Annotated in this window: 12 protein-coding genes and 2 pseudogenes; 5 read left to right on the top strand and 9 right to left on the bottom strand. The window is 63.3% G+C overall.

Translation table 11 applies throughout. The features are described 5' to 3' along the window. The 3 genes and pseudogenes from BMY84_RS27335 to BMY84_RS27325 all read right to left on the bottom strand — a co-directional run. Positions 1-221, bottom strand: a pseudogene (locus BMY84_RS27335) (electron transfer flavoprotein subunit beta/FixA family protein); the annotation flags it as partial. Between the two features lie 96 nt (positions 222-317). Beyond that, positions 318-1517 carry an ADP-forming succinate--CoA ligase subunit beta gene (gene sucC, locus BMY84_RS27330; protein WP_093088200.1) on the bottom strand — a complete coding sequence of 400 codons (1200 nt, stop codon included), beginning with the start codon at positions 1515-1517 and terminating at the stop codon, positions 318-320. Between the two features lie 153 nt (positions 1518-1670). After that, positions 1671-1994, bottom strand: coding sequence for a hypothetical protein (locus tag BMY84_RS27325; protein WP_093088205.1), 324 nt, complete (start codon positions 1992-1994; stop codon positions 1671-1673). 68 nt (positions 1995-2062) lie between these two features. Here BMY84_RS27325 and BMY84_RS27320 point away from each other — a divergent pair, with 68 nt between their 5' ends. Next, positions 2063-2464, top strand: a complete 402-nt coding sequence (locus BMY84_RS27320; protein ID WP_093088199.1) for a low affinity iron permease family protein — start codon at positions 2063-2065, stop codon at positions 2462-2464. 24 nt (positions 2465-2488) lie between these two features. Here BMY84_RS27320 and BMY84_RS30035 read toward each other — a convergent pair whose 3' ends face one another. Continuing rightward, positions 2489-2662: a hypothetical protein gene (locus tag BMY84_RS30035; RefSeq protein WP_177185286.1), complete on the bottom strand. Its 174-nt coding sequence runs from the start codon at positions 2660-2662 to the stop codon at positions 2489-2491. 112 nt (positions 2663-2774) lie between these two features. Continuing rightward, a pseudogene (nhaA, locus tag BMY84_RS27315) lies at positions 2775-3852 on the bottom strand (Na+/H+ antiporter NhaA). Between the two features lie 147 nt (positions 3853-3999). Here nhaA and BMY84_RS27310 point away from each other — a divergent pair. The 4 genes from BMY84_RS27310 to BMY84_RS27295 are packed head-to-tail and all read left to right on the top strand — an operon-like array spanning position 4000 to position 8176. After that, a complete protein-coding gene (locus BMY84_RS27310) occupies positions 4000-5388 on the top strand; it encodes a glycosyl transferase family protein (RefSeq protein WP_093088197.1) in 1389 nt (462 codons plus the stop codon). Further along, complete coding sequence (locus BMY84_RS27305) at positions 5385-6428, top strand: hypothetical protein (RefSeq protein WP_177204234.1); 1044 nt, start codon at positions 5385-5387, stop codon at positions 6426-6428. The genes BMY84_RS27310 and BMY84_RS27305 overlap by 4 nt, the downstream gene beginning before the upstream one ends. A gap of 57 nt (positions 6429-6485) precedes the next feature. Next, positions 6486-7400 carry a sulfite exporter TauE/SafE family protein gene (locus tag BMY84_RS27300; protein WP_093088195.1) on the top strand — a complete coding sequence of 305 codons (915 nt, stop codon included), beginning with the start codon at positions 6486-6488 and terminating at the stop codon, positions 7398-7400. Beyond that, complete coding sequence (locus BMY84_RS27295) at positions 7400-8176, top strand: TIGR02186 family protein (RefSeq protein ID WP_093088194.1); 777 nt, start codon at positions 7400-7402, stop codon at positions 8174-8176. Before BMY84_RS27300 ends, BMY84_RS27295 begins: the two co-directional genes overlap by 1 nt. Before the next feature lie 13 nt (positions 8177-8189). Here BMY84_RS27295 and BMY84_RS27290 read toward each other — a convergent pair whose 3' ends face one another. The 4 genes from BMY84_RS27290 to BMY84_RS27275 all read right to left on the bottom strand — a co-directional run bounded on the left by BMY84_RS27290 (position 8190) and on the right by BMY84_RS27275 (position 12852). After that, positions 8190-8888, bottom strand: coding sequence for a fumarylacetoacetate hydrolase family protein (locus tag BMY84_RS27290; RefSeq protein WP_093088192.1), 699 nt, complete (start codon positions 8886-8888; stop codon positions 8190-8192). Between the two features lie 63 nt (positions 8889-8951). After that, positions 8952-10553 carry a sensor histidine kinase gene (locus BMY84_RS27285; protein WP_093088190.1) on the bottom strand — a complete coding sequence of 534 codons (1602 nt, stop codon included), beginning with the start codon at positions 10551-10553 and terminating at the stop codon, positions 8952-8954. Then, positions 10526-11251, bottom strand: coding sequence for a response regulator transcription factor (locus BMY84_RS27280; RefSeq protein ID WP_256215481.1), 726 nt, complete (start codon positions 11249-11251; stop codon positions 10526-10528). Before BMY84_RS27280 ends, BMY84_RS27285 begins: the two co-directional genes overlap by 28 nt. Continuing rightward, complete coding sequence (locus BMY84_RS27275; protein ID WP_093088187.1) at positions 11248-12852, bottom strand: DUF4153 domain-containing protein; 1605 nt, start codon at positions 12850-12852, stop codon at positions 11248-11250. Before BMY84_RS27275 ends, BMY84_RS27280 begins: the two co-directional genes overlap by 4 nt. Between the last annotated feature and the right edge of the window lie 127 nt (positions 12853-12979).

Below are 12979 nucleotides of genomic sequence, written 5' to 3'. Positions count from 1 at the left end.
GTGCGCAGCGTATCCTGCGCCTTCGCCACGCCGATCGACACCGCCACGACCTCGGTCGCCACGCCCTTTTCCTTCAGGCGAATGGCTTCCTCGACCGCGATCTCGTCAAACGGGTTCATGCTCATCTTGACGTTCGCAAGCTCCACGCCCGTCCCGTCCGCCTTCACACGCGGCTTCACATTATAGTCAATCACCCGCTTCACGGGCACAAGGATCTTCATCTTCAACATCCTCCTTATAAACGCCAATACGGGCACGGGCGGACCGTTTCCGGTCCCCCCGCACCCTTTGGTGTATCGTTCAGGTTAGAGAGCCGATCAGGCTGCCTTCCTCACTTCCGCGACGATCTTCTTGGCCGCGTCGCCCAGATCGTCCGCCGGGACGATGGGCAGACCCGAATTGGCCAATATGTCCTTGCCCTGCTGGACGTTGGTGCCTTCCAGACGGACGACCAGCGGAACCGACAGGTTCACTTCCTTGGCGGCGGCGACGATGCCATTGGCAATGATGTCGCACTTCATGATGCCACCGAAGATGTTGACCAGAATGCCCTTCACCGCCGGGTCCTTCAGGATGATCTTGAAGGCAGCCGTGACCTTCTCGGTGGTGGCGCCGCCACCTACGTCCAGGAAGTTGGCGGGGAATTCGCCGTTCAGCTTGATGATGTCCATCGTCGCCATGGCCAGACCAGCGCCGTTGACCATGCAACCGATGTTGCCGTCCAGCTTGATGTAGGCCAGGTCATACTTCGACGCTTCGACTTCGGCCGCATCTTCTTCGGTCAGGTCGCGCAGTTCTGCGATGTCCTTGTGACGGAACATGGCGTTACCGTCGAAACCGACCTTGGCGTCGAGGACGAGGAGGTTGCCCTGCTCGGTCAGCGCCAGCGGGTTGACTTCGATCTGCTCGGCGTCGGTGTCTTCAAACGCGGCATAAAGCGACGCGGCAACCTTCGAAGCCTGCTTGGCCAGATCGCCGGTCAGGCCCAGAGCGTTGGCAACGGCGCGGCCGTGGTGCGGCTGGAAGCCCGAAGCGGGATCGACCGAGAAGCTGTGGATCTTTTCCGGGGTCGAGTGAGCGACCTCTTCAATGTCCATGCCGCCTTCGGTCGACACGACGAAAGCGATGCGGCTGGTGGCACGATCGACCAGCAGCGCGAGGTAGAATTCCTTGGCGATGTCGGCGCCGTCGGTGATGTAGAGGCGGTTGACCTGCTTGCCCGCATCACCGGTCTGGATGGTGACCAGCGTGTTGCCCAGCATGTCGGCCGAATGGGCCTTCACTTCGTCCAGGTTGAACGCGAGGCGGACGCCGCCCTTTGCTTCGGGGGCCAGTTCCTTGAACTTGCCCTTGCCGCGACCACCAGCGTGGATCTGCGACTTCACGACATAAAGCGGCCCGGGCAGCTTCTTGGCGGCTTCGACGGCTTCTTCCACCGTGAAGGCGGCATAGCCGGCAGCGATCGGCGCGCCATACTTGGTCAGCAGTTCCTTGGCCTGATATTCGTGAATGTTCATGGGCTCGCCCGTCCTTGTTGCGTTGAACCTGATGTCCAGCGGCTAAGCACAGGCGGATTCGGCGCGCCAGCAGATTTTGCAAAATCACTTTGCAAAATTGCAAAACCCGTCGGCGCGGGAAAGCGAATTAGTGTGAAATTGGTCGGCGCACGCTCAGAAGGCGCATTTCAGCGCAGCGCTGCTGGTGACCGCAAAAATCTCGGGATCTTCAAGCGCGCGGACCTTGTGCAGCAATTGCGAAGTCGACATTTTTTCCTTGTGAGACTTGCGGAGCGAGGCCAGCGACTGGAGCTCTCGCAACTGGCCGATGCTCAGCCGATCAGCCATGCGTTTCGCCATGCACCCGGCCATTTTCGGCGACAGTCCCGCCTCTACCAGCCCGTTTCGCAAACGCGATTCGGGCGACAGCGATGCACAAGAGGACAGGAGCAAGGCGAAGGTCGCGACCAGCGCGACGCGGAGCGGAATCCGGTTCATGGCGTTTTCCATGGTCCCGTCACGCTGAACAGGGGATAAATGCGGTCATCTCGTTTGAGGAAGAATCCATGTTCGATCGAATTTTTGCCGACATGTCGCACCGCGTCGCCAATTGGGCAGGCCAGCCACCCGCTTTCGTCCTGGCGCTGGCCACCGTCATCGTCTGGCTCGTGACTGGCCCGATCTTTCACTATTCCGACACATGGCAACTGGTCATCAACACCGGCACGACCATCGTCACCTTCCTGATGGTGTTCCTGATCCAGAATGCCCAGAACCGCGACGGCTCCGCTATTCAGGCCAAGCTGGACGAACTGATCCGGGCGATCGACGCGGCACGCAACGACTTTATCGGCATCGAACATCTGACCGAAGCAGAATTGCAGCGGATCAAGGCTGTGCTGGAACAGGAATGCGGCGACGACGCGACACACCACCTCGCTATCGCAAGGCTGCTCGAACGCCGCTGACGCCCCGCATCAAGGAACGCACATTCAATGCGCGGAAATCACCAGTCTCTCATTTTCCCGCCGATGCGCATCGACCCGATCGGCATAGCCCTGCGCCAGGCTCTCATAGGCCGCCTTGCCCTTGGGCGAATGACTGCCCTGCGCTCGCATCAGCGAAACCTGCTGGCGATGCAGCAGATAATTGACGTCCATCTCCATCGTCGCCCTCCTCTCATATGGTTCAAGAGTGTGGTCGCTTGCCTGTCCCTGCGTTCGACTCGCAGTCACAGACGGCTAATTTACCATTGGCCGGGCTATTTACCTAATCTCCTCACGCAGCCCGACGCGACAGGGGGACGATCCAGCGCAACAAGGCAAAACCCGCCAACGCCGATAGCAGCGATCCCGGCAATATCCCGCCCTTGGCCTGATCGACCAGCAAGGGCTGCCCCGGAAAGGCCAGCCCGCCGATGAACAGGCTCATGGTGAAACCGATACCGCACAGCATAGCCATGCCATAGACCTTCCCCCAACTGGCGCCATGCGGTCGGCGGGCGCCCCAGAGACAGCGGCGCAAACAGCGCGCTCAATGCCGCGCCATTCAATGTCAGTCCGGCATTGGCAAAACCAAAACAGCGGCACGATGGCTTAGGCGGTCCAGGGATGCAGCCCATGTTCCAGCCGATGCAGCGGACTATCCTCCCGACCCGGATTGCCCTTGATCGGGATCGTCATGGCCGCCAGCACACCGGCAACGGTGGCATGAATGCCCGAGAGGAGCATGAAATACCACAGGATTGCGAAGCCCAGCAGATAAGGCGCAAAGCCCGTACCCCGGCCCGATTACAACCATAGAGCAATGCCAGCACCACAGCAGCACCCGCCAGCGCGTAAAGATCGATACCCTGACTATAAGCCAGCGCGATGATCGCCACCGCTGTCAGGAATAGTTTGAGCGACGCCGGCGCCCGCGAACCCAATAGCGCCAGAATCCCGATGGCAAAGGCGATATCGGTCGCGGCAGGAATGGCCCAGTCCTTCGCCAGTCCGGGCTGCCCTCCTGCAATCGCCAGATAGACCAGCGCCGGCGCCGCCATGCCTGCAACCGCCGCCAGAACCGGCAATCGGCGCTGGTCCCATGTCGACACGCCGCCTTCCAGAAACTCCCGCTTGATCTCCAGCCCGACCGTCAGGAAGAAAATCGCCATCAACCCGTCATTGATCCACAAATGCGGCGTCATCGGCCCAATAGATGGCGACAATGCCGGTCTAACCGGCCGATGCAGCACATCATGATAGACATGATCGATCCCCGGCAGATTGGCGATCAGCATGGCGAGCGCAGCAGCGATCATGAGCAATATGCCACCGCCCGCTTCTTCTTTCAGAAATTGATAGGCCTGCTTCATCCGCCGTCCCGCTTCTCATGATTTGCACAACATTAGTCAAACAGCGCCGAACGACTTTTCACACGGAATCGGAAAGAGCTTGGAACCACCTTGCGCAAATGTCATCCTTGGCCGCTGGGGCACAGGGGGGCAAGGGCCTTGTGGGACATGCTGGTCGCAGGGTTGATGGCTCTGCATCACGAATGCCTGCTGTTCGCGGTGGTCGGTCTGGCCATCGGTGGCATCGACGATTTTCTGATCGATATCCTGTTCCTGTGTCGCCGGACCTGGCGGAAGTTTTTCATCTATGTCCGCCATCCGCGCATGACCTCGGCGACCCTGCCCGATTCCTCCACCCCCGGCCCAATCGCCGTCTTCATCCCGGCCTGGCAGGAGGCGGATGTCATCGCCCCCATGCTGCGCCATGCCCTCGGCCAGTGGCAGCACGGACAATATCGGATTTTCGTCGGCGTCTATCCCAACGACCCAGAAACCATCAACGCCGCTGCCCCGATTGCGGAGGGCGATCCGCGAATCATTCTGGGTGTCAACCCGCATCCCGGCCCCAGTACCAAGGCCGACTGCCTCAACGTCCTCTGGCGCGCGATGCGCGCCAGCGAACTGGAGCAGGGCCGTCCTTACAAGGCAGTCGTGCTGCATGACGCCGAAGATGTCGTCCATGCCGACGAAATCCGCTTGTTCGATTTCATGATCGACCGGTTCGACATGGTGCAACTCCCCGTCCTGCCACTTCCCGGCCGGGGCGGATGGCTAACCCGCGCCATCGCCAATCACTATTGTGACGAATTTGCAGAGAGCCATGGAAAAGCGCTGACGGTTCGCGAAGCCGTGGGCGCCTCCATCCCCTCCGCCGGTGTTGCCTGCGCCTTCGAAAGGCAGATGATCGGTCGCCTTTCCGACCCTCAGCATGGCGGTCCGTTCGACCCTTCCTCCCTGACCGAAGATTATGAGGCAGGGCTTCGCATCAAGAATATGGGGGGACGCGGCATCTTCGTGCGGATGCGCGATCATAAAGGCGATCTGGTCGCAACGCGCGAATATTTCCCCGACACGATCAAAGACGCCGTCAAGCAGAAGGCGCGCTGGATGGTCGGCATCTCGCTGGCGGGATGGGACCGGATGGGCTGGCATGGCGGCCCGACTGAATGGTGGATGCGCATTCGCGATCGCGCTGCCACCATGGCCGCCTTCGTCCTATTTGCCGCCTATGTGGCGTTCGGCCTATGGGTCTTGTTCAGAGCCATCGACTTTTTCGCGCCGTTGCCAATGGCGCCCCTGCCACCCCTCATCGATGGGCTTTTAACACTCAACCTTGCGCTCATGACATGGCGCGGCGGGATGCGCGCGCTCTTCGTCGGCCGGGCTTATGGATGGCGCTATGGCCTGGGCGCCATCCCACGAACCCTCATCGCCAATTACATCTCCATATTGGCGGCGCGGCGCGCCGTTTTCCTCTATGGCAAATCATTGCTCGGCAAGCCACTGACCTGGGACAAGACCCAGCACCGCTTCCCTGATTTGAAGAGCGAACCATGACCGCAGTCGGCGGCCGTCCGTTACGCTTCTTTGGGCTGGCGATGCTCGGTTGGGTCACCATCCGCGTTTCCGGCTCTTTCCTCCCGGCCCTGCTGCCTGCCACCAATTCCTCACCAGCGCCACCTTTCGGGCCGAAGCCAAGCGTGTCGAGCAAGACTTCGTCTATCATGGCATTGGGCTTTCCCGCACCCGCTTCCGGCGCGCCATCTATATTGCATCCACCCCGGCACGCCCGGTCACGCGCATGGACCGGTTTCGACCGAAATAACGACACACCCGTCAAACTGATGCAATTCATCACGGAGGCGACCGATTTCGCAGACAATCACCCTACCGCCAACACTGACCAGATGACCAGCTTTGCTGCCCCACGCCCACTTCCTAACGGCGCACCACGCACCGACCAGTGGCGGGCAAGCGCCTGGCTGCTCTGGCGCCCCGGCAACAACGCCGCCAGCGGCCCGATCGCCGGTAGCCGCCTCGGCGGATCGCAGGCGGGTGTGCGGGTAGACTATGAACTCACTCCCAGGGCGCGCACCCGCACCGCCGCCTACGGCCGGCTGAGCAGCGCGCTGGAACGCCCCGCCGCCCCGGAAGCCGCCATCGGCATCGCCTTCCAGCCGATCCGCGCCATCCCCTTCAGCCTCGCCGCCGAACGACGGATCGCCCTCGGCCAGGGCGGACGCAATGCCAATACGGTCATGGCCGTCGGCGGCTTCGGACCGACCATGATCGTCACCGGTGTCGAAGTGGAAGGCTATGCGCAGGCCGGCATGGTCGGCTTTCATCGCCGGGATGGCTTCATCGACGGCAAGCTATCCGTCCTGACGCCGCTGCCCCACACACCGATCCGTGTCGGAGCAGCCCTATCGGGCGGCGCACAGCCCGGCGCCAGCCGGCTGGACATTGGCCCGGAAATGCAAATTCGCCTGCCGCTGCCCCGCATGACGCCCCGACTGATCATCGAATGGCGCGAGCGCATCGGTGGCGATGCGCAGCCGGACTCCGGGCTTGCCGTCACCCTCGCCAGTGATTTTTAGACGTCGGGTGTCGTACCGCCTTCCTATCGTCGCCATTTGCCTTTAACCCGATCAGGCATGGATCTGTACCTGCCCATCGCCAATCTTTCGGTCAACGCACTCGTCATCATCGGACTGGGCGGCGTGGTCGGGCTGTTGTCCGGCATGTTCGGCGTGGGCGGCGGCTTTCTCACCACGCCATTGCTGATCTTCTACGGCATCCCCCCGACCGTCGCCGCCGCATCGGCCGCATCGCAGGTGACGGGCGCCAGCGTCTCCGGCGTCGTCACCCATATGTCGCGCGGCACCGTCGATTTCCGCATGGGCGGCGTGCTGATCGCTGGTGGTATCGTTGGCGCAGGCCTGGGCGTGCTGATCTTCCGCCTGCTCCAGCAAATCGGTCAGATCGATACGGTCATCGGCATCCTTTATGTGCTGATGCTGGGCGGCATCGGCGCCCTGATGGCCAAAGAATCGATTCAGGCGCTGATCGCGCTCAAGACCGGCCAGCGACAACAGGCGCGCAAACGCCGCCATCATCCGCTGGTCGCAGCCCTGCCGATGCGCTGGCGCTTCTATCGCTCGGGCCTCTATATCTCCCCGCTCGCCCCGCTGCTGCTGGGCATGGCGACGGGCATCCTCACCATGTTGCTGGGCGTGGGCGGCGGCTTCATTCTCGTACCCGCCATGCTCTATCTGCTGGGCATGACCACCCAGTCGGTGGTTGGCACATCCCTCTTCCAGATCCTGTTCGTCACCATGGCGACGACGATGATGCACGCCATGACGACGAAGGCGGTGGATCTGGTGCTGGCGATGCTGCTGCTGATCGGCAGCGTCACCGGCGCGCAGGTCGGCACCCGCCTGTCCATGACGATCCGGCCGGAATATTTGCGCATCCTGCTCGCCGCGATCGTGCTGCTGGTGGCGGCGCGCATGGCGCTGGGGCTGGGCTGGCGCCCCGACGAAATCTACACGATCGAGTTGCACTGATGCGCTGGCGCATCCCGCCCCGCCTGCTGCCCGCCACCCTGCTGCCCGCCGCCCTGCTGCTGGGCGCGGCGGACGAACCCCAACTGGTGCCCGACGTGTCGCAACGCGAAGTCGAAATTCAATATAGCTTCACCGGCGCAGACCTGCTGCTGTTCGGCGCAATCGTCTATCCGGACGGCCGCAAGCCGGACAAGCCGGCCGATATCGTCGTGGTGCTCAAGGGCCCCGAACAATCGATCGTCATGCGCGAAAAGCAGAAGGTCGCCGGCATCTGGGTCAATGCCGACACGGCGCGCTTCCGCTCCGCCCCCAGCTTTTACGCCATGGCCTCGTCCCGCCCGATCGACAAGATCGTCGATGAACGCACCGCCGCCATCTACGAACTGGGCGTCGACAAACTGCAACTCTCCCCTTCCTCGCTCAACGACAGCGCCGAACTGTCGCGCTTTCAGGAGGGGCTGGTCGACCTGCGTAATCGCAACGGCCTGTTCGTCGAGCGGCCGGGTACGGTCGAAATCACCGACGGCGTCCTGTATCGCGCCCGCCTGCCTTTGTCCGCCCGCGTGATCGTGGGTGACTATACCGCCGAAACCTTCCTCGTGCAGAATGGCCGCGTGGTCGCAGCGGCCGTGCGCGACATCACCGTGCGCAAGTCGGGCTTTGAACAGTTCATGGCCAGCGCCGCGGAAAACTGGCCCTTTGCCTATGGCCTTGTCGCGATGGCACTGGCCGTGGGCATGGGATGGGCCGCCGGCGCGATCGCCCGCCGCATCTGATCGCTAATGCTGCTTAGTTCCGCGCGGGCGGCCCGATCCGGACCACGCAATCGGACAGGCCTTCGATCGACAGGCTGATTACATCCCCTTCCACCACCGCGCCGACGCCCGCAGGCGTGCCGGTGAAGATCAGATCGCCCGGCTCCAGCCGGTAGAAGCGCGATATATAGGCGATCACATCAGCCACGCTCCAGATCATGTCGGACAGATCGGCATCCTGCTTCACCGCCTCGTTGACGGTCAGGGCGATGCGCCCGGCCGCCACATGTCCCACCGCACTGGCCGGATGAATCACGCCCAGCGGCGCAGACTCTTCGGCATTTTTGGCGGTGTCCCAGGGACGCCCCATCTCCTTCGCTTCGGACTGGAGATCGCGGCGCGTCATGTCGAGGCCGGCGGCATAGCCATAGACATGATCCAGCGCTTCGGCCGCATCGATAGCGCGCCCACCCTTGCCGATGGCGACGACCAGTTCGCCTTCATAATGATAGTTCGCCGTTTCGGGCGGATAGGCGATGGTCGATCCCGACGGCACCACCGCCTCGGCCCATTTGGTGAAGAAGAAGGGCGCCTCGCGGTCCGGGTCCTTCCCCATTTCTCGCGCATGGGCGGCATAGTTGCGGCCGATGCAGAACAGGCGACGCACGGGAAAGCCCGGCCCCTCGCTGGTCGCCGCAATGATGGCGGCGGGCGGTTCAAACAGGGTGGTCATGCATCGAACTCCTTGCAAAGCCTGTCCGGCCGCATCGGGCCTGCCGCCCGCAAACTCAAGCCTTTATCCGGCAATCGGCAGGATCAGGCGGAAATGGGCGCCCCTGATCGAAGGCAACAACTGCAACTCCCCCCGATAGGCGTCGAGCAACGAGCGCGATATGGCGAGGCCAAGGCCAGTACCGCCCGCCTCCCTTTTGCTGGTGAAGAAAGGATGGAATATTCGCTCCCTGTCGCCATCGGGAACGCCGCAACCATCATCGACCAGATCGATCGACATGGTCGCCTCGCCGGCCGGAACGACAGCGATATCGAGACAGGATGCCCCCGCCTGCCGTGCATTTTCAGCGAGCGTCGTGACGATTGCCTCCAGCGCGGGCTGGTCGATCGCCAGCGCAGGCAGCGTGTCGGGCGTATCGACATGGATGGCGAAATTCTCCCGCCCCAATGCATCCGCTACCGTCGCAAGCAAGGGCTTAACCTGCGTCCGCGCATCCGCCTCGCCCACCAGCACATCGGCGCGGGCCAGTTCCATAAGTCGCTGCACCAGCCGCGACAGCCGTTCCGCATCCGCCGCCATATTCCGCAGAAAGCGCGTCCGGTCGCCGGGCTGCATGTCCGCCCCATGGTCCTGCAACAACTCAATCGCGCCGGAAATGCCGGCCAGCGGCGTCTTGAACTCATGGCTGACAGACGAGGCGAAATCGCGCAAATAACGGGACCGCTTCTCGATGCTTTGCGCCATCTGGTCGAAATCGCGATAGAGCGCCCGGATCTCGACGACCTGTAGGGAAGGCTCTCTTGGCGCCACCCGCCGCCCCGACGCCAGATCGCGCGTCGCCCGGCTAAGCGCCTCGATCGGCCGCACGATCGCCCGCGACAGCACGGCTGACAACAGAAGCAACAGCAGGAAGATAATAGCCACGCCGATCCCGATCTTGCCGCGATCCTCATACAGCCCCAAAGACAGCGCACGGGGCGATCGGGACAGCAGCAGCACGCCGACCACCTGCCCATCGACCGTGATCGGCCGCGCATGATGCAGCCGGATGCTGGCCGCCCGGCTCAGCCATTCGGCCGGATATTGCGGCACATGGCCCGCATTCTCGCGCAGGACCGTCATCGTCCGCCCGCCCAGCGCCGCCTGAATTTCCGGCAATGTCGCCAGACTGCGTCCCCGCTCGGCCCCGTTCAGCAACAGCCCATTGCGATCCAGCACCAATATGGACGACAGGGTCGTCAGCTTGGTTTCCTGAAAGGCCGGCATCATCCGCCGCGTCAGCGCCAGCGCCGCGCGATCGGGCTGTACCTCCGTCACCGTCGCGGGCGGGCGCGGCGGCAACACCGGCGACGCCCGCAGGTCGATCTCGGTCATCCGGTCATGATAACGGACTGGCTTGGACGACAGGACCGGCCGATCCGGCATCCCCTGCCACACGACCGCCGCGCTCGCCGCCAACGCCGCGCCCTGCGCCACCAGTTCCGCCTCGGTCCGCCGAACCAGCGCATTTTCATAGATACGCAGGAAGATCGCGCTAAAGCCCGGCAGCGCCGCGACGAACAGCAAGGTCCCCAGCAAGATCGTGCGCAGCCGCAGGATCGGCCAATGCCGCGCAATCCGGGCCTTGATCGCCGCGATCATGCCGATGGCGCGGCTCCGCTGCATCCGCCCAGCCGATAGCCGATCCCGGCCCGCGTCTCGATAATGTCGGTCCCGCCCACATCGGCGAATTTGCGGCGCAGATTGCGGATATGGCTGTCCACCGTCCGGTCGGTCAGGGCAAAGCCCGGCCCGCGAAACCGGTCGATAATCTGGTCGCGCGAAAAGATGCGCGCCGGCATGGCCAGCAGGGTGCGCAGGATCGTGAATTCCGTCACTGTCAGGCCAACCTCCTGCGCGCGCCATTGCGCCGTCCAGCTTTCGGTATCGAGGCTGAGCAGCCCATGGCGGATCATCCCGACATTCTCCACCGTCGGCGGCCTTCCGGCGGTCCGGCGCAGGATCGCCATCGACCGCGCTACCACCTCGCGCGGGGAGAATGGCTTCACGACATAATCGTCGCCCCCCAGTTCGATGCCCAGCACCCGGTCGATCTCGTCATCGCGGGATGACAGGAAGAAGATCGGCACCTGATTGCTGGCACGCAGCCGACGGCACACCTCCAGTCCGTCCAGGCGCGGCATGTTGATGTCCAGAATGACCAGATCGGGCACATGGCGCTCGACCGCCGTCAGCGCCTCCTCGCCATCGGCCGCCTCGATCGTTTCCAGCCCCGCCTTGCCAAAGGCGAAGACGAGCAGCTGGCGGATATGGGGATCATCGTCGACGATCAATATGGTGCTGGGCATAGGGCATTGGATCATTTCCGGGTCCCTTCTGTCAACGCAGGGCTTGGCTTGGAATCGACCGGTTCCATATTTTGCGTAGGGTCCGGCGCAGGCTCGGGCGGCGGGATCAGGCTGCCATCGCATGCCCGATTGCCACGCGCCAATGCCATCGGCCCGATCTGCGCCATCATCTCTCTCGCGCGCGCCAAACGCTTTTGTCCCAGCAAAGTCCAGCCATTGGTCTGATTGGCTTCCAGTCGATCCAGCAGCCACATGTCCGTCACCCGAACCCGCTCGCGAAAAGCGGGATGCAAGTCCGCGCGTTGTTCCAGTGTCAGTAGGGGTAGCAGAGCAGATTCACCCAGATCGCTCATATAACAGAGGTCCAGCGCCACACCCCGCCCACCGACTTCGCGGGCATGACGAACATTCCAGCGCGCCGCAACTTCGCCCAGATCGATGAAGCAGACAGCGCCCAGCACCAGCCCCGCCGCCGCCAGATTGACGTTGATCAACCAGGCCGCACTGCGCGCCCGCAACAGTCGCCAGCAGATCGCCGCCAGCCCGAACGCCACCAGCGCCATCCACAGCAAAGCCGCGATGCGCAGTCGCGTGAGCGAATAGGCCTCGATATAATCTGCCGTCCGCAACATGGAGGAAGCGACAAGGATGATATTCTGCCCGATCCACAGCATCACCAGCCTGCGGATCACCGGCATCCGCGCCGTGTCCGATCCCGGCCGCAACGTCACCAGCACGAACAGCGCCGCCAGCAGCGCCGTCGCGATCAGCGGATAGGCGCCACGATGGGCATAATCCGCCATCGTCATCCCCTGCGGCATCGGCGCCCAACCCCACAGCCAGAGGGCATCCATCAGATTCTGCGCCGCGAACAGCAGGTTGAACAGGATCAGCGACAGCGTCACCGAGGCAACCGACACACCGGGCAGCACCATCTCGTCCCGCCCCTCGAAACTTGGCAGCAACCAGCGCGACAGGCGCGGCCGCAACAGGCTCCACATCGGCAGGAAGATCAGCCCCCAAAACGCCATGCGCACGACTAGCAAAGGCGACAGATCCGGAACCACGAAGGCGTTCACGAACCGCTCGACCAGCGGGTTGGCCGCCGCGAACAGGGTGATGATGATCAGGCTGCCAATCACGGGCAAAGCAAACATCGCCAGCGCCGCCTGCAGGCTGAACCGCCCCGATCGGCCAGCCGCCCGCACCTTCAGCAGGTGCCGCAGGTCGATCAGCGGCGCGAACGGCGCGCGCAGACCATGCAGCACCAGCCGCTGCAGCCAGCGCCACCCATCATCGAACCGCGCCGTCGCCGGGATCAGCGTCGCCATCACGACCGCGCCCCAGAAGAGCGACCAGCTCAGCAGGCTCGCATCATAGACCAGCGCCAGCGCAAACAGCCCCGCCGCCGCCAGCGCGACCCAGGCCCACCGGTGATGCCGCACCGCTGGCCGTCCCGCGATCAGCGCACCCAGCACCGCAAAGGCGAACAGCCCCAGATAGCCACCGTAGAAATGACGCTGGTAGAAAAGCCAGTCGCCGAGACCAACGACCAGCAGTGCAGGCACCAGCTTCCAGCGAAAGCGCGCCGTCAGGCGCAAGGCAGAGGAACGCATCGATCTTGTCTCCCTGAATGTCAGGGCAAGATGCGCACCCTCCAAGCAGATCGGGGGGCGATGTCGATCAATAGTTGGCGCAGGTCGGATGCAGATGCCGTGCAGCCGCTGTCCCAACCCACGCATT

It is taken from the genome of Sphingobium sp. AP50 (genome assembly GCF_900109095.1).
Classification (GTDB): Bacteria; Pseudomonadota; Alphaproteobacteria; order Sphingomonadales; family Sphingomonadaceae; genus Sphingobium.
This window is presented reverse-complemented; position numbering and strand designations above follow the sequence as displayed.